Below are 23,720 nucleotides of genomic sequence, written 5' to 3'. Positions count from 1 at the left end.
GTCGTCGCGATCCCCGGGAACCGGTCGGCGGCGTCGGCCGCGGAGTGCCGTGCGTCGGCCGCGGCGATCAGGGCCTTCGACGGCACGCAGCCGGTGTTCACGCAGGTGCCACCGAGCGTCCCGCGCTCGATCATCACCACCGACTTGCCGAGCGTGGTCGCGCGGATCGCGGCGGCGAACGCACCACCGCCCGATCCGATGATGGCGAGGTCGTACTTCGTGGGCATCGCAGCTCCCGTCACTTGGGTTTCTCTTCTTTCTCGGCCATACTGGACCTTCCAGTGCAGGGGAGGGTCAAGAAGGCTTCTGCCGAAAGAAAAGGGGGCCTGCGATGCGCATCGGGGAACTCGCCGAGCGGGCGGGAACGACGGCGAAGACGCTGCGGTTCTACGAGGAGCAGGGCCTGCTGCCCCCGGCCGAGCGCACGCCGTCCGGATACCGCGACTACGCGCCCGAGACGGCCGCCCGGATCGACTTCGTCCACCGCGGCCAGGCCGCGGGCCTCACCCTCGCCCAGATCCGCCAGATCCTCGACATCCGCGACGGCGGCGCTGCTCCCTGCGAGCACGTGCGCGATCTCCTCGACGCGCGCCTCGCCGAGATCGAGCAGCAGATCGCCCAGCTCACAGCGCTCCGAGACACCATCGCCGAGCTCAGGCACGACGCCGCGCAGCCCGACCCCGACTCGTGCAGCGCGGACCAGGTCTGCCGGTACCTGTAGCTCACGGAAAATCCTCTCGGCTCTCCCAAGCGACGAGAACGGAAAGTCGTGCAGAATCCCCCGTCCGCCAAATAGCGCCAAATCAAATAACGCGCACTACCAATACTGCGCCGCCGTCGGCGCCAGCTTGAACCAGGGGGCACCCACGCTGATCCCTAGCTGTTTGGCCTCCCGACTCATGGCAACGGCGCATCCATCGTTATTGGACAGCACAACAACGGGCCTGTGCCGAAGGCTGGGATCAAAGACCCTTTCGCAGCTCACATAAAAGCTGTTGACATCGATCAGTGCCACAAATTTCATGCGCGGTCACCGCAGACTGTGCAGACACATATATGCCACGCCCCAGATGATCAGCTCCGAGAGTTCGGGCACCTCGATATCCGGATACTCGGGATTCTCCGCCTGGAGCAGGACCCCAGTGGAAGTAAGCCTCAAACGCTTAACGGTGAGCTGACCATCCAGCACTGCGACCACCACATCTCCGTCGCGCGGTTGCGTGCCTTTGCGGATGAGCAGATGATCACCGTCGCTGATTCCGGCGTTAACCATGGATGAACCGGAGACTCGTGCAATATACGTTGACGGTGGATCATGAACCAGATGCTCGTGGAGGTTGATGGTTTCACTGGCGAAATCCAGGGCAGGTGAGGGGAACCCTGCTGGAACGGTAGTGGGCAGCACGGTGAGCTCACTGGGGTCAGCGGATTCCTCAACGGCGCGAAGCTCAGTGATAGTCACACCACCAAGTATCGTTCGAATCTGTGTTCGAAACAAGCCGCTGGGGCGAGAGTCAGGATTAGCGCGCTTGCCGTGCCACCGAGGCCATACGCTGAATCACCGTCAGCAAAGAGGCGGCTGCGAGCAGGGTGAGAACTGTTTGGAGCACGACCACCGGAAGCCCCAGGCCAGTGAATCCGGTGAACACCAACGTCAGCACCATACGTTCTGGCCGCTCGGCGATGCCCACATCGGCACGATAGCCCAGCGACTCGGCCTTGGCGCGGATATAGGAGACCAGCATGCCCAGCATCAGGCAGACAGCCGCCGTCGTGCCCAGCCAGAGATTCTCGCCGCCGGTGAAGAACCAGAGCAGCAGGCCGAGGAACACCGCACCGTCCTGCACTCGGTCCAGGACGGAATCCAGGAAGCTGCCCAGCTGAGAGCCCTTATTGCTCAGGCGAGCCATCAGCCCATCGATCAGGTCACTGAAGACGAAGAGCGTGATGAAGACAGTGCCCCAGAAGAGTTCACCCATGGGATAGAAGATCAGAGCGCCGGCGCATACGCCAAGGGTTCCAATGACCGTGACAGCATTGGGTGACAGCCCCAAGCGCAGCAGGGCTTTGGCCACCGGGGTGAAAAGCGCACCGAAGAACGCCCGAGCGTACTTATTGAGCATCAGTCCTCCGCGCCCCCTGTTGCCGCTGGCCACGCTTGTGCTACCAGGCGCCGAATCTCTCCGAGCGTGGCCGAGAGAGACTTAGTCTGGGCGATGATCGGCAGAAAGTTCGTATCCCCGCTCCAGCGCGGGATGACGTGCTGGTGGAGATGTGCTGCGATCCCAGCGCCACCGGCTTTGCCCTGGTTGATGCCCAAGTTGAAGCCCGCCGGATGGCTCTGGGTCCGCAGTGCACGCATCGCATCCTGGGTCAGGGCAGTGAACTCAGCGGCTTCTTCCGCGTCCAGGTCCGTCAGATCCGGTACGTGTCGGTAAGGGCATACCAGCAGATGCCCCGGGTTATAGGGGTAGAGGTTCAGCAGGACATAGCAGGTTCGACCACGATGGACGATCAGTGACTGCTCATCCTCGCGCTGCGGACCAGCGCAGAAGGGACAGTTGTCCTCGCCGGTGACCTGGTCCTGCCCCTTGACCTGATACGCCTCGCGATGGGGTGTCCATAGCCGTTGGAAGGCATCAGGCACCCCAGGCAGCACGTAATTATCGGTGTCCCAGGGTGCCTGGTTCATTTAGGCCACGCGGTCCTCAATGGCCTTAACGATGCGCTCAACAGCCTCATCCACCGGAACCTGGTTCTCCTGGCTGCCGTCACGGAAGCGGAAGGAGACGGCACCGACTTCTGCATCCTCTCCCCCGGCGATGAGCACGAATGGGATCTTGTCCTTGGATGCCGTGCGGATCTTCTTGGGGAATCGTTCGTTGCCGTCGTCGAGCTCAGTACGCACGCCCTTGGCCTTGAGCTTGGCTACCACTTCAGCGAGGTAGTCGTTGAACGGCTCGGCGACCGGGATGGCGCGGACCTGTACTGGTGCCAGCCATGCCGGGAAGGCGCCTGCGTAGTGCTCGGTGAGCACGCCGAGGAATCGCTCGATGGAGCCGAAGAGTGCCCGGTGGATCATCACGGGACGCTGGCGAGTCCCGTCTGCTGCGGTGTATTCCAGGTCGAAGCGCTCAGGCAGATTGAAGTCCAACTGGATGGTCGACATCTGCCAGGTTCGGCCGATGGCATCCCGGGCCTGTACGGAGATCTTCGGGCCGTAGAAGGCGGCGCCACCCGGATCCGGCACCAGCTCCAGGCCGGACTCCGCTGCCACCTCGGCCAGAGTCTCGGTGGCTTCCTCCCAGATCTCATCCGAGCCCACGTACTTCTCAGGGTCCTTAGTGGACAGTTCGAGGTAGAAATCGTCCAGCCCGTAGTCTTTCAGCAGCCCCAGCACGAAGTTCAACGTGCCGGTCAGCTCAGACTTCATCTGATCTCGAGTGCAGTAGATGTGGGCGTCGTCCTGGGTCATTCCGCGCACCCGAGTCAGGCCGTGGACCACGCCGGACTTCTCATAGCGGTAGACAGAGCCGAATTCGAAGAGCCGCAGCGGCAGCTCACGGTAGGAACGTCCCCGGGAGTCGAAGATCAGGTTGTGCATCGGGCAGTTCATCGGCTTCAGGTAGTAGTCCTGGCCAGGCTTGATGACCTCGCCGGTCTGCTCATCACGCTGTTCATCCACGTGCATTGCCGGGAACATGCCATCTTTGTACCACTCGAGGTGGCCGGAGACTTCGTAGAGCCGCCCCTTGGTGATGTGCGGTGTATAGACGAACTCGTAGCCGGCTTCCTCGTGGCGGCGACGTGAATAGTCCTCCATCACACGGCGCAGCACACCGCCCTTGGGATGGAATACCGGCAGACCCGAGCCGAGCTCGTCGGGGAAGCTGAAGAGGTCCAGCTCATTACCCAGACGGCGGTGGTCGCGGCGTTCGGCCTCGGCCAGTCGTTCCTTGTAGGCCACTAGATCGTCTTTGGTAGGCCATGCAGTGCCGTAGAGCCGCTGCAGCTGGGGGTTGGACTCTTTACCCCGCCAGTAGGCCGCTGCCGAGCGCATGACGGCGAAACCATTGGCGATCAGCTTGGTGCTGGGCAGATGCGGGCCACGGCACAGATCTGCCCAGACTCGCTCTCCCTTGCGGTCGACATTGTGGTAGATGGTGATGACATCCCCGCCGACCTCAACGGAGGCGTCGTCGCCGGCTTCACTGCCGGAGCCGAGGAGCTCGAGCTTATAGGGCTCATCAGCCATCTGCCGTTTGGCCTCGTCGAGGTCCACTACTTCGCGCTCGAAGGTCTGACCGGACTTGACGATCTTCTGCATGGCCTTTTCGATCTTCTTCAGATCCTCAGGCGTAAAGGGATTCTCCACGTCGAAGTCGAAGTAGAAGCCGTCCGTGATGTAGGGGCCGATACCCAGTTTCGAACCTGGGAACAGCTGCTGGACTGCTTGAGCCATGACATGGGCGGCGGAGTGCCGCAGCACGTTGAGACCGTCGGGCTCGCTGATATCTACCGGCTCAACGGAAGCGCCGTCGGGGATCTGACGGGAGAGGTCCCAGAGCTGACCATCGACGCGCATCACGACGGTGGTGGCCTGATCAGCGAAGAGCTCAGTGCCGGTGGTGCCCTCAGTCACAGTTGTCGGCTGACCGCCGAGACTGATGCTGATGGATGCGGACGCGGCGTTTTCGCTCACTGGGAATGCTCTCCTTGATAGCTGGTGTCTCGGTCACCGGTGGCACCGGAACTGACCCTGAGATTCTACGGTACTTAAGCCTGACTGCGACTGTTGTCCTGACAGCCTGGGCACCAGTACAGGCGCCGTCCTTGCAGCTCACGCATGGCAATAGCAGCACCACATCGCAGGCAGGCTGTGTTGTGGTGCTGATACACCCAGTGGCGACGCAGTTGCTGATTCTGCTGTGCCGCACGCCCGGCACGATAATCATGGACATCATCGCTGGTGGCCGCACCTTTATGCGCAGTACGCAGAGTCCGGATGATGCCCTCTGCATATCCCTGGCGCAGTTGGGTGGTCAGGGTGTTCCACAGTGAGTCGACCTGTTCGGGGCTTAGCTGCTGCGCTGGAGTGTCCGGGTCGATGCGCTCAACGAACAGTGACTCAGCGCGGTAGATATTGCCTACCCCGGCTATCACTGCCTGGTCCATCAGTGCCGCGGCAATACTGATCCGGCGTCGCGCGAGATTGGCGGCGAACTGCCTTCGAGCACAATCGTCCATGGTGCCTTCGGGCTGGCGCAGCGGGTCCGGTCCCAGCTTGGCGATGACAGCGTGGTACTCATCTTCGGTGATCACCGCACAGGTGGCTGGTCCTCGCAGGTCCGCCCAGCCGTGACGGCTTTGGACTCTCGCCCGAACCGCGCCGCCAGCTGGTTCCGGAATGATCCATCCGTCGTCGGCGTAACTGGGCTGCAGCTGTTCGACGGCGGCTCGTGGTGCCCCAATGCTGGCAGGGCCGGCGAACTGTTCGTCACCGCGGAAGCTGAAGGCCCCGTAGAGCCCGAGGTGGACTTGCCAGATCACGCCGTCGACGTGAAGGAACAGGTGCTTGCCCCACGCCTCAGCACGTTCAGGGAGCTGGCCGTCCAGTCGGGAAGCGCCCGCGGCAAAGCGCCCTTGCGGGGAGGAGACTCGCCACTGTTGACCGGCAAAGAGCCGGTGCATCTGGGCAGCGAGACGATGCACGGTATGACCTTCGGGCACGTCAGGCAGGTGTGGATCGGCTCAGTCGAGGATTTCGCCGGTGTTCTCGTAATGGGTGATTTTGCTGATGCGCCGACTGTGGCGCTCCTCGTTGCTCCACTGACCTTCGAGGAAGGCATCCACGATGGCGGTGGCCTCTTCCAGGCTGTGCTGTCGTCCGCCGAGTCCTACCACGTTGGCGTTGTTGTGCTCACGGGCCAGCCGTGCGGTATCCAGGTTCCACGCCAGTGCGGCCCGGATGCCTTGGACCTTATTTGCCGCAATCTGCTCTCCATTGCCGGAGCCGCCGAGAACAATGCCCAGCGAGTCCTGGCCTTCGGCTTGCTCCGAAGCAACAGCCTCTGCGGCTTTGAGGCAGAAGCCCGGGTAGTCATCTGCGGCGTCGTATTCCGCCGGACCGTGGTCAATCACCTCGTAACCTTTAGCTTTGAGGTGCTCCACCAGATGAGCAGAGAGCTCCATTCCGGCATGGTCAGTGGCTATGTGGACGCGCATGGGGACCTTCCCGTATGGGGTTTAAGGAACAAGCGGGCACCATCTTATGCTTAAACGACTATGACAGAAGAGCACCGCGAGCTCCCCAAGTTCTCCCGCCGTCTTGGTGCGCCCATCGCCACGATCCGACCGGTGGGCAAACCTCCGTCCCAGGTGACCGGGCGCCCGGATAGGCAGGCCCACCAGCCACCTGCCGCGGCTGAAGAACCGCAGACCAACGACGACGGCGCCGAGCTGACCCCGGTGACGTCCCCGCAGGAGCGCACGCACCTGCCACCGGCCCTACGCCCCATGCCTACTGACCTGGGTGTAATGCCAGGGCCCGACGGCTCACCGATGCCGGCGGAGCCGGATCCCGACGCGGTGAATCCGGAGAGCTTCTACGCCCAGGTCGGCGGGCGCCAGACGTTCCAGAAGATCGTAGATGTCTTTTACGACCAGGTCGCAGAGGACCCCGATTTTCGGGCCATGTATCCAGAGGAAGACCTCGGCCCTGCAAAGGAGCGGCTGCTGCTGTTCCTTGAGCAGTACTGGGGCGGCCCGCGGGCCTACCAGCAGCAGCGGGGTCATCCGCGTCTTCGGATGCGCCACATGCCCTTCCGGGTCGACGCCGAAGCCCGGGATAAATGGCTTCGGTTTATGCGCAAAGCTGTCGATGCCGCTGAACTCTCACCGCTGCACGAGCAGGTGCTGTGGGACTACCTGGAGCGCGCCGCGCACTCCATGGTCAATGCCTGAATTCGGTAGACTTATCCGCCGGGCTGCCTCTCGGCCCGCGCCTCAGTAGCTCAGGGGATAGAGCAGCGGCCTTCTAATCCGCCGGTCGGGGGTTCGAATCCCTCCTGGGGCACACGGCTACATCCCAGTAAACAAGGCCAACGGGCCCGTTCCACCTCCAAAGGAACGGGCCCGTTAACACTCCCTGCCTCAACACCGGCACGACCACCGGCGATACCATGGAACGTCCTACGGCGACGCCGCGTCCGCCGGTGGACCGCCACAGAAGCAACTCACTCGCACTACCAGGAGCTCCACTTGCCGCTGCGTCACAAAGTTCATCTCGGACTGGTCATGGCGGCCGGCTCTCTCCTGGCCTTGATCCACTCTCTGCTGCGCTTCCGGAACTTCGAGGCCAAGGGGTATGACCTGGGCATCTTTGACCAGGCGGTTCGGCAGTACGCGCTGTTCAAGGCACCCATCGTCCCCATCAAGGGCGAGGACTTTCATCTCCTAGGTGACCATTTCCATCCGATCCTGGTGCTCTTCGCGCCGCTGTACTGGATCTGGGACGATCCGCGAATGCTCAATATCGGCATGATCGGGCTGCTGGCATCTACCGCCATTCCGGTCTACCTCGTGGTGCGCGGTTGGTTCTCACATGTGCCGGCGCTATTGAGCGCCGCCGCCCTGCTGCTGTGGTGGCCCTTCCAAGCGATTGTGAACTGGGACTTCCACGAGATCGCCTTCGGCGTACCGATCATCGCCTGGATCATCTGGGCTATTGAACGCCGTCGCATGTGGTGGGCCGTTGGTCTGTCTGTGGTGCTGCTGGCCGTGCGCGAGGACATGGGTGTCACACTCCTCGCCATCGCCTTAATCCTCGCCATCCGGCGCGCCTGGCTTCCTGCAGCGATCACCGCTGGCCTCGGCATCTTCGGCTACTGGCTGGCAGTCGAGACCGTGATCCCGCACTTCTCCCCCGCCGGCGAGTTCGTCTACTGGCAGTACACCTCACTGGGACCCTCTGCGGGCGCGGCCCTACTGTTTATCATCACCCAGCCGTGGAACGCCGTTGTGGTCCTGTTTGACCACTCCCTGAAGGTCAGTCTGTGGCTGCTGCACTTCGCGCCCCTGCTGTTCCTGCCCTTCCTCTCCCCCTATGTGCTGCTGGGCGCACCGATACTGCTCTCCAGACTCTTCAACGATCGCCTCAACGTGTGGTCGCCGGTCTATCAATACGACGCGATTCTCGCCCCGATCTTCCTGCTGGCGGCTATGGACGTGATTCGGCGCCTGGTCCATCAGGGTGTGCTGATTCCGCGAGTGCCCTGGGCACGGCGTCGCACGGACCGCAGCTCAGGCGATGCTGTCTCCGAGGCTGAAGTCGGCGCATCCGGAATTCGCGGGCACCTGCCAGTAGCAATTCCTGCGCTGCTGCTGGCCTGCGGCGTCGTCGGCTCCTTGCTCTTTCCGCAGGTCTTCCCGTATCAGCGCACGCTCACCGGGCATAACTGGTCCATGTACGAGCGGGCGCAGGCCCATGAGCGCGCAGTGGAGATGATCCCCGATGGTGTCTGCGTGGAGGCCGCCGATACTGCGGTGCCGCATCTGGTGGACCGCACCTACGTGGGACTCAACGGGACCACCGCCGAGGAGGACCTGCAGTGGCTAATCATCGACGAACGCGCTGCTGAGCTTGGCGGCTCTCATCCGCTCACGCCGGAGGAGGCCTTCCAACGCGCAGAACGCTTGGGCTTCGAACCGGTCAGCGAGGATGACATGGGACTATGGGTGCTGCGGCGCGATATTCCCACAGCCGAGAAATGCGGCGACTATCTCTCGCGATAACATGACAGAGCCCCAGCACGCCATCCCCGGAGAGTCCTATGCCCACTGACGCTGTACAGCGCGTGGTCATGCTCAGCCTGCACACCTCTCCCCTGGCACAGGCGGGAATGGGCGACGCCGGGGGCCTGAATGTCTATGTCAATGCGCTCTCCCAGGCCCTTGTTGCCCAGGGTGTGGAAGTCGACATTGTCACCACAGACCTGGACCTCCCCACCGTAGATACCGCCGCGCAGGAAGGCGGCCAGGACTTCAGTACTACCTTGACCGATGGTCGGCGGCTTCATTCCTTGCATGTCCCGCGCGGGTGTCGTCAAGACAAGACCCAGCTGCTGGATTGCCTGGAGTCCCTGTCACAGCGTGCCGCTGAGGTACTGAGAGCCGCCACAAGCACCACGGTGGATGTGGTGCATTCGCACTACTGGCTCTCCGGTTTAGCGGGTCTGACCCTGGCTAAGGAACTGGATGCGAGTCCAGTGCATACCATGCACACCATCGGGGCGATCAAGATCGAAAGGGACCCCGCCACCCAGGAGGATCCGCGTCGCCATGATGCTGAGGCTCGAATCGCTGCCGAGGCCGCCGCGCTGACCGCCAATACTGAGCGGGAGCGGCTGGACCTGGAGCGCCTCTTTGAGGTACCGCGATACAGGATCTCACTGGTCAAGCCCGGGGTGGATCTGCAGATTTTCCATCCTCCCGCCGCCGGTGACCCGCGGCATCTCCGGCGTGGCGATCGGCCCCTGGAACTGACCTTTGCGGGCCGACTGCAGCCGCATAAGGGTCCCCAGATTGTGGTGGAGGCACTGGCGCATCTGCGCAGAGATCACCCTGAGTTGACAGTGCACCTCACTGTTGCCGGCAGGCAGAGCGGACCTGATGCCATCGACATCGAAGCTCTCGCCGCTGAGCACGGGGTGGACGACGTCGTCGTGCACCGCAAGCCGCTGCCCCACGATGATCTGGCGACTCTGTTCCGTCGCTCAGATGCGGTCCTTGTGCCTTCCTACAGCGAGTCTTTCGGCCTGGTGGCGCTAGAAGCCATGGCCTGCGGCACGCCAGTGCTTGCCCACCGTGTTGGTGGGCTGGCCGAACTCGTCAGGCACAACAGCACCGGCCGGCTCATCGATTCGCTGGATCCAGCGGACTGGGCCGCCGAGATTGCCGGGCTGGCCGCAGACCCGACACGCTGGAGGCAGTTCTCACACCATGCTGCAGAACTTGCCCGCGGCTATTCCTGGGAAGCCACCGCGGTGCAGGCTATGAGCGCCTATAGCCACGCACGGCAAACCACTCTCAGCACTGATTAGCCGCTATAGCGTGACCGCCACGCGCTGGAGTACTTCTGGTTGAGCTGGCGCTGGGTTCGACCGTTGTTCACCACGGTCTTCTGAATGGTTTCCTGGATACGGGGCCGAATCCCCTGCGGTGGCCGCACCATACCTTCCTGCGCCACAGTGGCCACCAGCAGGCCCTCGCGGCTGTAGATGGACCCGGTGCCGAGGCCGCGGGCGCTTTGGGCGCTGGGGCTGTCTTGGACGTAGAGCAGCCACTCATCTGCCCGGGCCGACCGGTGCCACCACAGCGCATGATCCAGGGACGCCATCTTCAGCCCGGGCTTGGCCCAGTACAGACTGTGTCTACGCAGAATCGGTTCCAGCAGGGTGTAGTCGGAGGCGTAGAGGATCGCGGCCCGGTGCACATTCGGGTCATCTGGCAGCGCGGTCTTGGTCTTCATCCACACTGCACTGGTGGGACGTGCTTCCCGGTCCGCCTCAAGGTAGAGCGGACGGTCGATATGCCGGATCTCGAAGGGGCGGCCGCGTCCCCATTCCTGGATGATCGGGTGTTTCACATGCCCCACGAGTTCCTCTGGGGACGCCAGCTCCTCCGGATCCGGAATGCCTGCGGGCATCTGAGCCTGGTGGGCTGGTCCCGCCGAGGGACGCTGGAAGCTGGCGATCATGGACAGAATCGGTTTGCCGTTCTGGTAGGCCTGCGACCTGCGCGCCGAGAAGGAGCCGCCATCGCGCAGCCGTTCAACCTTGATCTCAATGGGCTTGCTGGCATCACCGGGACGCAGGAAGTAGCCGTGCACCGAGTGGATGGCACGCTCTGGGTCGACAGTATGCATGGCAGCGGTCGCTGACTGGGCCAGGACCTGGCCTCCAAAGACCCGCCAGAAGGCCTGCTCGAAGACTGGAGCCAGAAACTGGTCCTCGCCGTCGGCGTCGTTCTCCAGCTGCTCCAACTGGAGCATGCCCACCAGCTGATCCACCGCTTCCTCAGATGTCGGGATACGGAATTCACGGTCGGGCATGGGTCTCCTTGATGGGTCCTTACGGCTGACAGCGAAGCGGTCCGGTTTCCGGCTCCGCGCTCTGACAGAATCAATCCTATGACCCAGCAGCTGCATTTCGCCGAGGCCGCAACACTGCAGGACCTCGGCACCTACGTCAAACGGGCCCGGCGCATCCAGGAACAGGGCATTCGACTCCAGGCAGTAGGTTCAGTGCTGGCCGCATGGGTGCCGGTGATGACTCCCAATACTCTCACCTCCGGGGTACCGGCCGTCCTGGGTCTGCGCACTATGGCATTGGCGGAGCCTACGACGGCGGACGCCACGGTGGAGCTGGGCTCAATCAGCGAGCGGTTAGCGCGGCTTAATCCTGCCGAAGTGAGCCTTCCGCTGCCGCCGAGCCGGATCAACGCGCGTTGGGCAGCGGTGACTCCCCCACGCTCAGGCTGGGAGGCTGTAGGGGCTGAATCAGATCAACGGTTGCGTGAAGCGGCCGATGCAGGGATCACGGAGATCGCGCAGGCGGTGCCGACCAGCGCCGGGGCCCACGTTGTGGAACAGGTGCGCGAAAAGGTCTGGGGCCGCCCACTGGCAGCCGCTGGCATCGACATTCCTGCCGGAGCTGCCTTCGGCGCACTGTCGCTGGGGTTCCTCAGCGGCGAGGAGGGGGCTGAGACCCGGATACACCGCCTCGGGCGCTGGCTGCGGCTCAGCTCTGCTGGCGGGTTCATCCTCTGCCGAATGCCGTAGCGCTGCGCCTTACCTTCCCGCTCTGGCACCGCTTCATAAGAACCAAAATATCTGAAAGGCCGCACACGCTGAAGGGCACGAGTTGGTGTCAGCGGCTAGGCTTGTAGGGAGAATGGCTGCCCCTTACGGCGCGCCCGATTACATCCGACACCGGTAAGGACACTTCAGATACACAATGGCTGAGTTCATCTACACCATGGTCAAAGCCCGCAAGAAGGTGGGCGACAAAGTCATCCTCGATGACGTCACCATGTCTTTCTACCCTGGCGCCAAGATCGGCGTCGTCGGCCCCAACGGCGCAGGTAAGTCCACGATCCTAAAGATTATGGCGGGCCTGGATGAGCCCTCCAACGGCGAGGCCCGACTCTCGCCAGGCTACTCGGTGGGCATTCTCCTGCAGGAGCCCCCGCTGAATGAGGAGAAGACCGTTCTGGGCAATGTCCAGGAGGGCGTCGGTGAGATTTACCAGAAGCTCGTTCGCTACAACCAGATCTCCGACGAGATGGCTAACCCCGATGCGGACTTCGAGGCGCTCATGGAGGAGATGGGCAAACTCCAGGAAGAGATCGACGCCGCGAATGCCTGGGACCTCGACTCACAGCTCGAGCAGGCCATGGACGCCCTGCGGTGTCCTCCCGGCGATGAGCCCGTCACCCACCTCTCAGGAGGTGAGCGCCGCCGCGTCGCGCTGTGCAAGCTGCTGCTCTCCAAGCCAGACCTGCTGCTCCTGGATGAGCCCACCAACCACCTCGATGCTGAATCGGTGCTGTGGCTCGAGCAGCACCTTGCTTCCTACGAAGGCGCCGTGCTGGCAGTGACCCACGACCGTTACTTCCTCGACCACGTGGCTGAGTGGATCTGTGAAGTCGATCGCGGACGGCTCTACCCCTATGAAGGCAACTACTCCACCTACCTGGAGAAGAAGCGTGCCCGCCTCGAGATCCAGGGCAAGAAGGACCAGAAGCTGGCCAAGCGACTCTCCGACGAACTCGAATGGGTCCGTTCGAACACCAAGGGTCGCCAGGCTAAGTCCAAAGCTCGTCTGGCCCGCTACGAGGAGATGGCCGCGGAGGCCGAGCGGACCAAGAAGCTGGACTTCGATGAGATTCAGATCCCCCCGGGCCCGCGTCTGGGCACCCAGGTCATTGAGGTCAAGGACCTGAAGAAGGGCTTCGGTGACCGGACGCTCATCGACGGGCTCTCCTTCTCGCTGCCGCGCAACGGCATCGTCGGTGTGATCGGTCCCAACGGTGTGGGTAAGTCCACACTGTTTAAGACCATCGTGGGCTTTGAACAGCCCGACGACGGATCTGTCACTATCGGTGATTCGGTCAAGATCTCCTACGTGGACCAGAACCGCGAGAACATCGATTCGGAGAAGAGCCTCTGGGAGGTCGTCTCCGATGGACTCGATTACATCCACGTGGGTGCTGTGGAGATGTCCTCGCGCGCATATGTCTCAGCTTTCGGGTTCAAGGGCCCTGACCAGCAGAAGAAAGCCGGGGTGCTCTCCGGCGGTGAGCGCAACCGCCTGAACCTGGCCCTGACACTGAAGCAGGGTGGCAATTTGCTGCTGCTCGATGAGCCCACTAACGACCTCGACGTCGAGACCCTGGGTTCACTGGAGAACGCGCTGCTGGACTTCCCCGGTTGTGCGGTGGTCATCTCTCACGACCGGTGGTTCCTGGACCGCGTAGCGACACATATCCTCGCCTGGGAGGGCACCGAGGAGAACCCGGCGAACTGGTATTGGTTCGAGGGTAACTTCGAGTCCTACGAGAAGAACAAGGTCGAGCGCCTGGGACCGGATGCAGCACGTCCCTCACGTGTGACTCACCGTCGCCTGACCCGCGACTGATCGTAGGTCTTCAGCTGATCCGACGGCGGCATGTCACCTTATCTGACATGCCGCCGTCGGTGTATGCGCTGGCCTTCAAAAGGCCGGCTCGCGCTCCTGGGCTGCGGCATCCCAAGGCACTGCACCGGCTCCTGAGGACACTGCGCCAGCATTGGTGTCGGCGCTCTCCGTCAGGTGATCGGATCCGGCACCAACGGGAGCGTGTTCTCCGGAACCGCCCTCTGATGTTTGCCCTGCAGAGGACAAGGAACTATCGCCCTGCCGGCGATCGCTTGTCTCATCATGTCCCTGGTGTTCGGCATCCTGCTCACTTGCGCCATGACGTGCCTTGGTGAAGGCGGAGGTGCCGAAGGCTAGATCATGCCCGATGCCCTGGGCAGCGATCTCAATTTCAGTACCTTTGCTGTTTTCGGACTCCCAGCTGCGAATCCGGGGCCGACCGCTGACGACCACCGGATCACCTTTTTGAATAGAGCTGGCAATGTGCTCCGCCAGCTTCTGGAAACAGACGATGGTGTACCAATTAGTGGTCCCCGAGACCCACTCTCCGTTGTCTCGGCTGCGCCAACGCGGCGTGGAGCCCAATCGGAAACTGGCGATAGCCAGACCAGATTCAGTAATCCTCAGCTCTGGGGCAGTGCCGGCGAACCCGCGCACCGTGATTGAGTCAGACATCGAGGTCCCTCCCTCATTCACGGCCAGTGGAGTGTGGTGAACCAGCATGGGCCGTGAGCAGCACGCCGGTTCACCACCGAGTCTGCTACCGGCAGATACGCCAAAGGGGTGGCCCTCCCACCGCCTGTGGATTCTCTGGCGCGTACACCGCCAGCACCACAGTCTGGGGAAAACCACCCCTTCAAGGCTCAGTGAGCCAATGACAGGGACTAGCCCAGCTTCGGGTATTTCACCGGCTCGGACTCCGTAATGTGCTCAAGTACCCGCACCACCTGAGCTGAATAGCCGAACTCGTTGTCGTACCAGACATAGAGGATGGCCTGCTTACCGTTGACAATAGTGGCCAGTCCGTCCACAACGCCTGCAGCACGCGAACCGACGAAGTCCGTGGAGACCACCTCGGTGGAATCGATATAGTCGACCTGGCTGTGCAACGGTCCTTCCAGCGATTCCTTGCGCAGGAAGGTGTTGAGTTCCTCTTTGCTGGTCTCCTTGTCCAGCTCAAGGTTCAGGACAGCCATTGAGACATCCGGGGTAGGAACACGGATGGCATTGCCGGAGAGTTTGCCCGAGAGCTCCGGCAGGGCCTTGGCTACCGCTTTGGCGGCACCCGTTTCGGTGATAACCATGTTCAGCGCAGCCGAGCGGCCGCGGCGCTCACCCTTGTGGTAGTTATCAATCAGGTTCTGATCGTTGGTGTAGGAGTGGACCGTCTCCACATGCCCGTGGTCGATGCCGTAGGTGTCCTGCATCAGCTTCACCACCGGGGTGATGGCGTTGGTCGTGCAGGAAGCCGCCGAGAGCAGCACGTCCTCGTCGGTGATGTCACTGTGGTTGACCCCGTAGACGATGTTCTTGATATCGCCCTTACCTGGTGCAGTCAGCAGGACCCGGGCGGCACCCTTGGACTGCAGATGCTTGCTCATACCCTCTTCATCCCGCCAGATCCCGGTATTGTCCACCACCACGGCGTCCTGGATACCGTAGGCGGTGTAGTCCACCTCTTCAGGAGCATTGGCGTAGATCACCTGGATATAGGTTCCGTTGGCGATGATGGCCTGGTTCTGCTCATCGACTCGGATGGAACCGGCGAAAGGACCGTGCACCGAATCGCGTCGCAGCAGAGATGCACGCTTAGCCAGGTCATTGCCCTCACCCTTGCGGACCACGATGGCCCGCAACCGCAGACCCGAGGCTGAGGAGGCATGCTCCACCATGATCCGGGCCAGGAGGCGGCCAATACGTCCAAACCCATAAAGCACGACGTCGCGCGGCTCGGCCCGGCCTTCCCCGCACCGTCCGACCACATCGGCGAGCTCCTCACGCAAAAACGCCTCCAGGCTTGAGGTGCCGGAGGCCTTGTACTTATTGTTCAGCCGAGCCAGATCGATACTGGCTGCACCCAAGTCTAAAGTGGTCAGGGCCTGGACGATAGGCAGTGTTTCGGAAATCGGGAGTTCGTGTTCATCCACCTGACGGGCAAAGCGATGCGCTTTGAGAATGTCGATGGCGGACTGGTTGACGAGCTTGCGACCGTAGATGCCGGTGACGACGTTGTTCTCCCGGTACAGCTTTCCGATGAGAGGGATCATCGCTTCGGCCTGGGCCTCGCTGTCGATCCAGCTGTTGAGGTGCTCGCTCACGGGTGCGGACACAGTGTTGTTCCTCCTGCGTAGACGTCATTGTCTGTAGCTGGGCGATTCGCCCAGTGCCGAAGAAGAGTCTACGTGAGTCGCTGCTGCCCGCAGACGCGGGTGGGCCCGGAAACAGCCAGTGTGATGCACCTCATGCACATGAGGGAGAAGGGGCGGGCCGGCCGGTAAGCCGGGTTCTGTCGTGGACCATCATCCATCTGGGTCCCGTGTTGCCACGGGCCTCAAGCGGTCAACCCGGATGCTCGGGCGGGCAGCCCTGGTCACGCATCCTGTTCGACCTTGCTCCGAATGGGGTTTGCCGAGCCACACCGGTCACCCGGTGTGCTGGTGGTCTCTTACACCACCGTTTCACCCTTACCCGGTCTGGCGACCAGCCGGGCGGTCTGTTTTCTGTGGCACTGGCCTGCGGATTACTCCGAGTGGGCGTTACCCACCATCCTGCCCTGCGGAGCCCGGACTTTCCTCGGCGCTGACCTGTTAGCTCAGGTGAACGCCGCGATGGTCTGGCCGACCCGTCCCTTCATCCTGTCCATACTACGCCGGTTCAGTTCAGTGCTGCGGCAGCGGAGCCAGCGATGAGTTCAGTTGCTTCTGCCTGAGCTCTGCCCAGAAGGCCGCTGGAATCTCTTCCTTCAGAACCTGAAGGTCCTCGGTGACTCGCTCGGGGCGGCTTGAACCGGGGATCACTGCCGTGATTGCTGGGTGGGCGGTGGAGGACTGCAGCGCTGCCGCTTTGAGACTGACCCCGTGGCATGCGGCGACCGCCCGCAGCGCCTTGATCTTCTGCGCACTGAGCGCGGGGATCTCCGCGTAGTCGAAGTGCTCTCCGCCCAGCAGTGCACCCGAGTTGAAGGGAGCACCGACGACAATCCCGGCACCCTGCTCTGCTGCTTTGGGCATCATGCGCTGCAAGGCGTGCTCGTGCTGCAGCAAGGTGTACTGGGTGGCTGAGAGGCTCATCGTCGGAGTGGTTTCTCCAAGGTCCAGTGCCAGCTCAATGGGTTCAGTGGTGTTCACACCCGAACCCCATCCGGAGATCACGCCTTCATCCTGCAACTGGGCAAGTACCCGGAAGGCACCCGTTCTTCGGCCAGGCCGGCACCGTAGAACGGGGCGGTGTCGAAGTATCGTATGCCCTGCTCCCAGGCCGCCTGAACCGTAGCCAGTGCCTCGCCCTGGAGGATGTCGCGGAACATATTCCCCAGTGGGGCAGTTCCGAATCCGATCTTGCCCTTGAGCACTTCCTGCAGTTCAGCCATGGGGGTTCGGCTCCGTGCCTGGTGATCGGCGGTCAAGGCGTCAACGGACTGATGAGGTCCGCCACCTGCTGGTAACGGCTGATGCATGCAGTTTCTTCCCATCGCAGCTGATCAGCGCTGGTGTTGCTAGGGTAATGCGGTGCTAATTTTCCTCCCTCCTTCAGAAGGTAAAACGCCCCCTGCCCACGACGACGGCGCCCGCCTGGACCTTCAAGCTCTTACTCTCCCTGAACTGGGCTCGCCACGTGCCCAGGTGCTCCACGCGCTCGTGCGGGTCAGCGCACAGGAGGATGCCCAGCAGATCCTGAAAGTCGGAGCAAAAGTCATGGCAGAAGTGGAGGCCAACACCCGACTCACCGATGCCCCCACGGCCGCTGCCTGGCAGATCTATACCGGGGTGCTCTTTGATGCAATGGACGCCGGAAGCCTCAGTGACGCGCAGCTGCAGCGGGCTGAACAGCAGGTAATGATCTTCTCCGGACTCTTCGGTGCCACAGGCTTCACCGACCGCATCCCTGCCTACCGGCTCTCCATGGATGTCAGCCTCGACCCACTGGGCAGACTCGGCAGCTACTGGCGGAAGGAGCTTGCTGCGCCGCTGGCTGACCGTGTCTGTGACCAGCTCGTGGTGGACTGCCGCTCAGCCAGCTACGTCAACGCGTTCAAACCCGCGGCCCAGCAGACTCTGATGGTCAATAATTTCACCGTAAAAGAGGGCCAGCGCAAGGTGGTCACACATTTTGCCAAGCATGCCCGAGGTGAGCTCACCGGGATGCTGTTGCGCGCCGAGGCAGAGCCGCAGACCATCGACGACGTCGTGGCCGTAGCCTCCCAGCGATGGACTGTGGAGATTCGTGAGTCAGACGGGAAGAAGCCGCATCAGTTGGACCTGATCAGCAGCTGAGTCCTCCTGCTGGATCGGGCTAAGAGAGCATCCGCCGGACGGCATCAGCGGAGATACCCAGTTCATCGGCGATCTGCATCGGGGAGATTCCCGCCTCACGGGCAGAGCTCACAGCTGCGGCTCGTGAGGCCACCAGCTCCTCTAGCCGCTTCCGCTGTTGAAGCACCTGGTCATGGGCCTCAGCGATCCGCTGGATGATGGCCTGCTCGGTATGCTCCGTGGTGGACTGGCCTGAATTGTCTTCTCCACCAGCAGGATCGATTTTGATCGCACTGGTCGAGGGATCCCACGAGGTACCAGCGGCTGAGGCGTCCATAGCCTCATTGCTGAGCCGGTCGGCGTCGCCGTTCTGCTCCCGGGGAATCCAGGTGTAGGACACCTGCGAGTTCGGCAAAATCTGCTTGGCTTCCTGGGCCAAACGCTTCATATCCTCGTGCTTGATCTTCCAGCGCCCGCTCATCTGTTCCACCACCAGCTTGGAGTCCATGCGGACTTCCACCTGCGCGGCAGGATTCAGCGCTGCAGCTAGTCGCAGGCCCTCAATCAGCCCGGTGTACTCAGCCACATTATTTGAGGCCTTCCCCAACGGCACGGCCGTAGTGGCCAGTATCCGGCCCTCAGCGTCACGGACCAGCGCACCGGCACCGGCAATCCCGGGGTTGCCGCGGCTGCCGCCGTCGGCCTCAACAATCAGATCAGTCACGACCAAAGACCTTACCCTGTTGGCACGTCTGAATCACCAGCTGCCTCGGGCTCAGTGACCAGGTGTGATCACAAAGTCCCACGGATCACTGTTAAGTCCACTGACCGCCACTTCTACCTCATATCCCCGGTCGGCCAGCAGGCGGTCCAGGGCCTGAGCCGCGGCCGGTAGCCACATCCATTCGGAGGCGAAATGCGAAACGTCCATCAGATACGGCCGGCCGCTGCCCAGTGCAGCAGCCTCGCGTGCCTCCGAGGCCGGGTGATGGCGCAGGTCAGCGGTGATGTAGACATCGGCCTCTGCCTCGCGCGCCGCCCCCAGCAGGGAATCCCCGGCCCCGCCACAGAGCGCCACACGTTGGATAAAGGCGTCTTTATCTCCTGCCACACGCACCCCACCGGCCACAGCCGGCAGAATGCCGAACACTCTCGCGGCGAATTCGCCCAGCGTCGTGCCCTGCGGGAGAGTACCGATGCGTCCGAGCCCCTCTTCGGGCAGCCCGTCCTGTGCGGGCTTCAATGGGGCGGTGTCCTGCAGCCCCAGGATCTCGGCCAGTACATCATTGACACCACCCACAGCGGAGTCGCCGTTGGTATGGGTGGTCAGCAGTGCACAGCCGGATTCGATGAGCCGGTGGATGACCGCGCCCTTGAACGTCCCCGCCTCCACGCTGGTGGCTCCGCGCAGCAGCAAAGGGTGATGAGTGATGAGCAGGTCCGCCCCCGCCTCACAGGCTTCATCGACGACGGCGGCCACCGGGTCCACAGCGAAGTGAATCTTCTTCACCGCAGAGTCTCTGCGCCCAGCCACCAGGCCCACCGCATCCCAGTCTTCAGCCAGGCTCCGGGGCCACAGCTCTTCGACGATATCCAGCACTGCCTGCAGAGAGGGAGTCTCAGTCATAGCCCCATTCTTACCCGGACCCGCCTGTGACTGCGGGTGGAGCCGCGGCAAGTCTGCATATCTCCGCTGATGAAACCGTCAGGAGCAACCTGCAGGAATTCCACCGCCGGTGCACCGGTTGCAGAGACTATGACTGAGAATTCTCGTCCTGCTGACCTCTTCAGCGCACCGAGTGGCAGGTGGCGCACAGTGGTGTTGGCTGCTGGGTGCTTCTGGTGCTTAGATTCCATCGCCCGGCGGCTCATCGGAGTTCATTCGGTGCGCAGCGTCTACACCGGTGGAAGCGGCCCTGCCAATTATCACGCCGTATGCACTGGATCCACCGGGCACGCTGAGGCCGTGGAGATCACCTTCGATCCTGAGCAGTTGCCGGCTGAGGTGCTCTACCAAGTATTCTTCTCTACCCATGACCCCACCTCATTGAATCGCCAGGGGCACGACGTCGGAACTCAGTACCGCTCCGCCATGTTCTTCTCCTCAGCAGTTGAGCGGGAGGAGTTCCAGGAGGCCATCACCGCCGCGCAACAGCACTATGACAAGCCGATAGTCACGACCCTGGAAGCTCTTGGTCCTGTTTTCGAGGCAGAAGCTGAGCACCAGGATTTCCATGCTCGGCGGCCCGATGTGGGCTACTGCCACTTCATCATCGATCCGAAGATTAGCTACCTGCGCAGGCACTGGGCCCAGTGGCTCCGGGAGAATCAGTCAAGCAGCGTCACCGGGAATCTCCAGCCTGGCCTCGGGCGATAGGCTAAGCACCGAGGATCTTGAACAACTCCCTCCCAACCGAAAGGTTCATCTTATGGGCATGCTCAATAACATCACTGAAGCTGTCGGAAACACTCCCCTGGTGCGGCTCAACCGACTCGCCGCAGACCTCCCGGGCAACGTGGCAGTCAAGCTTGAGTTCTACTCCCCCGCCTCCTCGGTGAAGGACCGTATTGGCACCGCGATCATCAACGCCGCCGAAGCAGCAGGCGTACTGAAGCCCGGCGGCACCATTGTGGAGGGCACCTCCGGCAACACCGGTATCGCCCTGGCAATGGTCGGTGCGGCCCGAGGCTACCGCGTGGTCCTGACTATGCCGGAGACTATGTCCACCGAACGGCGAGTGATGCTCCGCGCCTACGGTGCCGAGATCGTGCTGACTCCAGGTGCTGACGGCATGCGGGGAGCCGTAGAACGGGCAAAAGCCATCGTGGAAGAGACCGATAATGCGATCTGGGCGCGCCAATTTGCCAATGAGGCCAACCCTAATGTGCATTACGCCACCACGGGTGAGGAAATCTGGCGTGATACCGACGGCGCCGTCGATGTCCTGGTTTCCGGGATCGGCACCGGCGGAACTATCACCGGTGCAGGCCGAAAACTGCGTGAGTACAATCCAGACCTGCATATTGTGGCAGTGGAGCCCGAGGACTCACCTATCCTTTCCGGCGGCGCAGCTGGCCCGCATAAGATCCAGGGCATCGGCCCGAACTTCGTCCCAGACATTCTGGACACCGAGATCTACAACGAGGTGATCCAGGCCAACCTGGAGCGCGCGGTCAGCACCGCACGGGAGCTGGGGACCAAGGAGGGCATCCTGGGCGGCATCTCAACCGGCGCCAATGTTGCCGCGGCCTTGGAAGTGGCAGCGCGGCCCCAGATGCAGGACAAACTCATTGTCACCCTGGCTTGTGACTTCGGCGAGCGGTATATCTCCACGCTGCTCTACGAAGACATCCGCGGCTGAGCCTCGGAACCGTAACCCTGTGATTGTTTCTGTGAAAGGCTGACTCTTGGGTTTCTTCTCCCGTATGCGCGAGGATATCGCCAGCGCTCGCGAACACGATCCCGCTGCCCGCAGCAATATTGAGATCGTGTTGGCATACTCCGGTCTGCACGCTGTCTGGTCCCATCGCGTGGCTCACAAGATGTGGCAGGTCAAGGCGCTGAAGACCCCTGCGCGCATACTCTCCCAAGTCACCCGGGGACTTACCGGGATAGAGATTCACCCCGGAGCCACCATCGGGCGGCGGTTCTTCATCGATCACGGCATGGGTGTTGTCATCGGCGAAACCAGCGACATCGGTGATGACTGCATGCTCTACCAGGGGGTGACCCTTGGCGGGCGTTCTTTGGAGCAGACTAAACGCCATCCCACGTTGGGCGATGGCGTCGTCGTCGGGGCAGGTGCCAAAGTGCTGGGGCCGGTGGAGATCGGTGCCGGCTCCGCTATCGGAGCAAACGCTGTAGTGGTGAAATCCGCACCGGAGAATTCAATCCTGACCGGCATACCCGCCAAGGATCGCAAACGGTCGCCCGAGGAGAATCAGCCCGCGGTGGATCCCGCGGAGTACGCGCTGGACCCTGCCTTGTTCATCTGATCCGCAGCTGATTCACAACGACGACGCCCGGCTCTCCTTCAAGGAGGCCGGGCGTCGTCGTCATGGTGAACTTCTCTACATCTCCATCTCGGAGCGGTCTTCGCTCCAGCGAGTGTGGAAGGTACCTGGCTTATCAACCCGCTCATAGGTATGAGCCCCGAAGTAATCGCGCAGCCCCTGAGTCAACGAGGCCGGCAGTCGATCACGACGCAGACTGTCGTAATAAGCCAATGATGAACTGAACACCGGCGCTGGCACACCATAGGTGGCCGCGGCAGCAACCACACGTCGCCAAGCGGGCAAGCACTCATTGAGCGCCTCGGTGAAGGCCGGGGCCAGCAGCAGATTCTTAGGCCGCTCCTGCGGGACCTCGTAGGCCTTCATGATGGTATCCAGCAGATCCGCCCGGATAATGCAGCCGGCCCGCCACAACGAAGCGATGGTCCGCAGATCCAGCTCCCAACCGAACTCGGATCCAGCGGCAGTGAGCATATCGAAGCCCTGCGCATAGGAGACCAGCTTCGAGGCATAAAGCGCTTTACGCACATCCTCCACGAAGTCCTGCTGAGCATCTTGTTCTGAATAAAGCTCCTCAGCACTGACAACACCATTAATCCCAGCAGAGAAGGCCTGGGACGTCTCCGCGCGCAACTCACGCTGTGAAGAGATAGAACGGGCGAACACCGACTCAGCAATCGTGGTCACCGGGGAACCAACCTCTAGACCCGAAATAGCAGTCCAGCGACCAGTGCCCTTCTGCCCAGCAGAGTCAACAATGACATCCACCAGCGGACGACCAGTGAGTTCATCCTCCTGCTCCAGTACCGCAGAAGTGATCTCAATCAGATACGACGCCAAATCAGTGGTATTCCACTCCCGGAAGACCCCAGCCTGCTGAGCCGGCTCCAACCCAGCCAAAGAGCGCATCAGATCATAGGCCTCACCGATAACCTGCATATCGGCATACTCAATGCCGTTGTGCACCATCTTCACGTAGTGGCCAGCACCATCAGTGCCCACCCACGCGCAGCAGGGCTCACCGTGGTATTCGGCGGCGATCTTCTCCAGCATCGGGCCCAGCGCCTGGTAGGACTCCCGCGATCCACCGGGCATAATGGAGGGCCCGTTGAGTGCGCCCTCCTCACCACCGGAGACACCCACACCGACGAAGTGCAGCCCCTTCTCCCGCAGAGCCGCTTCGCGCCGTCGGGTCTCTTCATAGAAGGAGTTACCGGCATCAATGATGATGTCGCCTTCTTCCAGCAGCGGGAGAAGTTCATCAATCACCGCATCCACCGGGGCGCCGGCCTTGACCATGATCAGCACCCGGCGCGGACGCTCCAAGGACTGGACCAACTCGGCCAGGGACTCAGTGCGCACAAAGTTGCCCTCGTGCCCATAACTGTTCAGCAGAGAGTCCGTACGTGCCACAGAACGATTATGCAAAGCTACGGTGTAACCGTTTCGAGCCAGGTTCCGGGCCAGGTTCGCGCCCATGACAGCAAGACCGGTAACTCCAATATCAGCGCTCATTATTCTCCTCTGCTGGGGAAAG

The 23,720-nt window shown here is 62.2% G+C and carries 25 protein-coding genes, 1 tRNA gene, 1 other RNA gene and 1 pseudogene; 11 read left to right on the top strand and 17 right to left on the bottom strand.

Features of this window, described 5'->3' with window-relative positions; genetic code table 11:
* A partial coding sequence (locus TX78_RS14270) for an FAD-dependent oxidoreductase (RefSeq protein ID WP_044494761.1) occupies positions 1–227 on the bottom strand: 227 nt, incomplete at its 3' end.
* A gap of 104 nt (positions 228–331) precedes the next feature.
* Between TX78_RS14270 and TX78_RS06500 the strand changes: the two genes are divergently transcribed.
* A complete protein-coding gene (locus TX78_RS06500) occupies positions 332–721 on the top strand; it encodes a heavy metal-responsive transcriptional regulator (RefSeq protein WP_010155367.1) in 390 nt (129 codons plus the stop codon).
* 102 nt (positions 722–823) lie between these two features.
* Here the strand turns inward: TX78_RS06500 and TX78_RS06495 are convergent.
* The 7 genes and pseudogenes from TX78_RS06495 to TX78_RS06465 all read right to left on the bottom strand — a co-directional run.
* Positions 824–1,024: pseudogene (locus TX78_RS06495) on the bottom strand (Y-family DNA polymerase); the annotation flags it as partial.
* Positions 1,025–1,030: 6 nt separating this feature from the next.
* Positions 1,031–1,462 carry a LexA family protein gene (locus TX78_RS06490; protein WP_044494756.1) on the bottom strand — a complete coding sequence of 144 codons (432 nt, stop codon included), beginning with the start codon at positions 1,460–1,462 and terminating at the stop codon, positions 1,031–1,033.
* A 58-nt stretch (positions 1,463–1,520) separates the two neighbouring features.
* Positions 1,521–2,123 (bottom strand): phosphatidylinositol phosphate synthase, encoded by a 603-nt coding sequence (gene pgsA, locus TX78_RS06485; RefSeq protein WP_044494755.1) that lies wholly within the window; start codon positions 2,121–2,123, stop codon positions 1,521–1,523.
* Positions 2,123–2,692 (bottom strand): HIT family protein, encoded by a 570-nt coding sequence (locus tag TX78_RS06480; RefSeq protein WP_044494754.1) that lies wholly within the window; start codon positions 2,690–2,692, stop codon positions 2,123–2,125. The genes pgsA and TX78_RS06480 overlap by 1 nt, the downstream gene beginning before the upstream one ends.
* Positions 2,693–4,585, bottom strand: a complete 1,893-nt coding sequence (gene thrS / locus TX78_RS06475; protein WP_233722197.1) for a threonine--tRNA ligase — start codon at positions 4,583–4,585, stop codon at positions 2,693–2,695.
* A gap of 191 nt (positions 4,586–4,776) precedes the next feature.
* Positions 4,777–5,712: an Fpg/Nei family DNA glycosylase gene (locus TX78_RS06470; protein ID WP_049897569.1), complete on the bottom strand. Its 936-nt coding sequence runs from the start codon at positions 5,710–5,712 to the stop codon at positions 4,777–4,779.
* A 39-nt stretch (positions 5,713–5,751) separates the two neighbouring features.
* The gene (locus TX78_RS06465; RefSeq protein ID WP_044494751.1) at positions 5,752–6,225 is read right to left on the bottom strand and encodes a ribose-5-phosphate isomerase; all 474 of its coding nucleotides are present in this window, start codon (positions 6,223–6,225) and stop codon (positions 5,752–5,754) included.
* A 336-nt stretch (positions 6,226–6,561) separates the two neighbouring features.
* Between TX78_RS06465 and TX78_RS06460 the strand changes: the two genes are divergently transcribed.
* The 4 genes from TX78_RS06460 to TX78_RS06445 all read left to right on the top strand — a co-directional run bounded on the left by TX78_RS06460 (position 6,562) and on the right by TX78_RS06445 (position 10,100).
* Positions 6,562–6,963, top strand: coding sequence for a globin (locus TX78_RS06460; protein ID WP_044494973.1), 402 nt, complete (start codon positions 6,562–6,564; stop codon positions 6,961–6,963).
* Between the two features lie 39 nt (positions 6,964–7,002).
* Positions 7,003–7,075: transfer RNA gene (locus TX78_RS06455), tRNA-Arg, on the top strand.
* A gap of 185 nt (positions 7,076–7,260) precedes the next feature.
* On the top strand, positions 7,261–8,793 hold the full coding sequence (locus TX78_RS06450) for a DUF2079 domain-containing protein (protein ID WP_081652618.1): 1,533 nt from the start codon (positions 7,261–7,263) through the stop codon (positions 8,791–8,793).
* 38 nt (positions 8,794–8,831) lie between these two features.
* Positions 8,832–10,100: a glycosyltransferase gene (locus tag TX78_RS06445; RefSeq protein ID WP_044494750.1), complete on the top strand. Its 1,269-nt coding sequence runs from the start codon at positions 8,832–8,834 to the stop codon at positions 10,098–10,100.
* Here the strand turns inward: TX78_RS06445 and TX78_RS06440 are convergent.
* Positions 10,097–11,110 (bottom strand): acyl-CoA thioesterase, encoded by a 1,014-nt coding sequence (locus tag TX78_RS06440; protein WP_044494749.1) that lies wholly within the window; start codon positions 11,108–11,110, stop codon positions 10,097–10,099. The genes TX78_RS06445 and TX78_RS06440 overlap by 4 nt on opposite strands.
* 78 nt (positions 11,111–11,188) lie before the next feature.
* On the opposite strand from TX78_RS06440, the gene TX78_RS06435 reads away from it, so the two are divergent.
* Positions 11,189–11,839: a hypothetical protein gene (locus TX78_RS06435; protein ID WP_044494747.1), complete on the top strand. Its 651-nt coding sequence runs from the start codon at positions 11,189–11,191 to the stop codon at positions 11,837–11,839.
* 175 nt (positions 11,840–12,014) lie between these two features.
* A complete protein-coding gene (gene ettA / locus TX78_RS06430) occupies positions 12,015–13,697 on the top strand; it encodes an energy-dependent translational throttle protein EttA (protein ID WP_044494745.1) in 1,683 nt (560 codons plus the stop codon).
* A gap of 75 nt (positions 13,698–13,772) precedes the next feature.
* On the opposite strand, the gene TX78_RS06425 is transcribed toward ettA, so the two are convergent.
* The 5 genes from TX78_RS06425 to TX78_RS14265 all read right to left on the bottom strand — a co-directional run bounded on the left by TX78_RS06425 (position 13,773) and on the right by TX78_RS14265 (position 17,286).
* Positions 13,773–14,372, bottom strand: a complete 600-nt coding sequence (locus TX78_RS06425; protein ID WP_158644307.1) for a single-stranded DNA-binding protein — start codon at positions 14,370–14,372, stop codon at positions 13,773–13,775.
* 209 nt (positions 14,373–14,581) lie between these two features.
* Positions 14,582–16,027 (bottom strand): glyceraldehyde-3-phosphate dehydrogenase, encoded by a 1,446-nt coding sequence (locus tag TX78_RS06420; RefSeq protein ID WP_044494743.1) that lies wholly within the window; start codon positions 16,025–16,027, stop codon positions 14,582–14,584.
* Between the two features lie 149 nt (positions 16,028–16,176).
* An RNA gene (rnpB, locus tag TX78_RS12635) (RNase P RNA component class A) lies at positions 16,177–16,542 on the bottom strand.
* A 34-nt stretch (positions 16,543–16,576) separates the two neighbouring features.
* Positions 16,577–17,044, bottom strand: coding sequence for an aldo/keto reductase (locus TX78_RS06415; protein ID WP_233722186.1), 468 nt, complete (start codon positions 17,042–17,044; stop codon positions 16,577–16,579).
* A gap of 20 nt (positions 17,045–17,064) precedes the next feature.
* Positions 17,065–17,286: an aldo/keto reductase gene (locus TX78_RS14265; protein ID WP_222704262.1), complete on the bottom strand. Its 222-nt coding sequence runs from the start codon at positions 17,284–17,286 to the stop codon at positions 17,065–17,067.
* Between the two features lie 139 nt (positions 17,287–17,425).
* On the opposite strand from TX78_RS14265, the gene TX78_RS06410 reads away from it, so the two are divergent.
* A complete protein-coding gene (locus tag TX78_RS06410; RefSeq protein ID WP_044494741.1) occupies positions 17,426–18,190 on the top strand; it encodes a YaaA family protein in 765 nt (254 codons plus the stop codon).
* A gap of 19 nt (positions 18,191–18,209) precedes the next feature.
* On the opposite strand, the gene TX78_RS14610 is transcribed toward TX78_RS06410, so the two are convergent.
* Both TX78_RS14610 and TX78_RS06400 read right to left on the bottom strand, forming a co-directional pair.
* Positions 18,210–18,893, bottom strand: a complete 684-nt coding sequence (locus TX78_RS14610; protein WP_187118359.1) for a reverse transcriptase-like protein — start codon at positions 18,891–18,893, stop codon at positions 18,210–18,212.
* A gap of 51 nt (positions 18,894–18,944) precedes the next feature.
* Complete coding sequence (locus TX78_RS06400) at positions 18,945–19,796, bottom strand: Nif3-like dinuclear metal center hexameric protein (RefSeq protein WP_049897563.1); 852 nt, start codon at positions 19,794–19,796, stop codon at positions 18,945–18,947.
* A 129-nt stretch (positions 19,797–19,925) separates the two neighbouring features.
* Between TX78_RS06400 and msrA the strand changes: the two genes are divergently transcribed.
* Genes msrA through epsC form a run of 3 tightly spaced genes read left to right on the top strand, consistent with a single transcriptional unit; the run spans position 19,926 to position 22,165 of the window.
* Entirely contained in the window at positions 19,926–20,546 is a 621-nt protein-coding gene (gene msrA, locus TX78_RS06395) for a peptide-methionine (S)-S-oxide reductase MsrA (RefSeq protein ID WP_044494737.1), read from the top strand.
* 52 nt (positions 20,547–20,598) lie between these two features.
* A complete protein-coding gene (cysK, locus tag TX78_RS06390) occupies positions 20,599–21,531 on the top strand; it encodes a cysteine synthase A (protein ID WP_044494735.1) in 933 nt (310 codons plus the stop codon).
* A gap of 46 nt (positions 21,532–21,577) precedes the next feature.
* Positions 21,578–22,165, top strand: a complete 588-nt coding sequence (gene epsC, locus TX78_RS06385) for a serine O-acetyltransferase EpsC (RefSeq protein WP_101750622.1) — start codon at positions 21,578–21,580, stop codon at positions 22,163–22,165.
* 75 nt (positions 22,166–22,240) lie between these two features.
* Here the strand turns inward: epsC and gndA are convergent, their stop codons facing one another.
* Entirely contained in the window at positions 22,241–23,698 is a 1,458-nt protein-coding gene (gene gndA / locus TX78_RS06380; protein WP_044494732.1) for an NADP-dependent phosphogluconate dehydrogenase, read from the bottom strand.
* Positions 23,699–23,720 lie beyond the last annotated feature (22 nt).

This window comes from Nesterenkonia massiliensis (assembly GCF_000455245.1).
Classification (GTDB): domain Bacteria; phylum Actinomycetota; class Actinomycetes; order Actinomycetales; family Micrococcaceae; genus Nesterenkonia; species Nesterenkonia rhizosphaerae.
This window is presented reverse-complemented; position numbering and strand designations above follow the sequence as displayed.

Excerpts from the sequence above, each read along its gene's own strand:
- TX78_RS06500 (WP_010155367.1), top strand. The coding sequence starts at position 332 with ATGCGCATCGGGGAACTCGCCGAGCGGGCGGGAACGACGGCGAAGACG.
- pgsA (WP_044494755.1), bottom strand. The coding sequence starts at position 2,123 with ATGCTCAATAAGTACGCTCGGGCGTTCTTCGGTGCGCTTTTCACCCCG.
- TX78_RS06480 (WP_044494754.1), bottom strand. The coding sequence starts at position 2,692 with ATGAACCAGGCACCCTGGGACACCGATAATTACGTGCTGCCTGGGGTG.
- thrS (WP_233722197.1), bottom strand. The coding sequence starts at position 4,585 with ATGCGCGTCGATGGTCAGCTCTGGGACCTCTCCCGTCAGATCCCCGAC.
- TX78_RS06465 (WP_044494751.1), bottom strand. The coding sequence starts at position 6,225 with ATGCGCGTCCACATAGCCACTGACCATGCCGGAATGGAGCTCTCTGCT.
- TX78_RS06460 (WP_044494973.1), top strand. The coding sequence starts at position 6,562 with ATGCCGGCGGAGCCGGATCCCGACGCGGTGAATCCGGAGAGCTTCTAC.
- TX78_RS06445 (WP_044494750.1), top strand. The coding sequence starts at position 8,832 with ATGCCCACTGACGCTGTACAGCGCGTGGTCATGCTCAGCCTGCACACC.
- TX78_RS06440 (WP_044494749.1), bottom strand. The coding sequence starts at position 11,110 with ATGCCCGACCGTGAATTCCGTATCCCGACATCTGAGGAAGCGGTGGAT.
- TX78_RS06435 (WP_044494747.1), top strand. The coding sequence starts at position 11,189 with ATGACCCAGCAGCTGCATTTCGCCGAGGCCGCAACACTGCAGGACCTC.
- ettA (WP_044494745.1), top strand. The coding sequence starts at position 12,015 with ATGGCTGAGTTCATCTACACCATGGTCAAAGCCCGCAAGAAGGTGGGC.
- TX78_RS06425 (WP_158644307.1), bottom strand. The coding sequence starts at position 14,372 with ATGTCTGACTCAATCACGGTGCGCGGGTTCGCCGGCACTGCCCCAGAG.
- TX78_RS14265 (WP_222704262.1), bottom strand. The coding sequence starts at position 17,286 with ATGGCTGAACTGCAGGAAGTGCTCAAGGGCAAGATCGGATTCGGAACT.
- TX78_RS06400 (WP_049897563.1), bottom strand. The coding sequence starts at position 19,796 with ATGACTGAGACTCCCTCTCTGCAGGCAGTGCTGGATATCGTCGAAGAG.
- msrA (WP_044494737.1), top strand. The coding sequence starts at position 19,926 with ATGACTGAGAATTCTCGTCCTGCTGACCTCTTCAGCGCACCGAGTGGC.
- cysK (WP_044494735.1), top strand. The coding sequence starts at position 20,599 with ATGGGCATGCTCAATAACATCACTGAAGCTGTCGGAAACACTCCCCTG.
- gndA (WP_044494732.1), bottom strand. The coding sequence starts at position 23,698 with ATGAGCGCTGATATTGGAGTTACCGGTCTTGCTGTCATGGGCGCGAAC.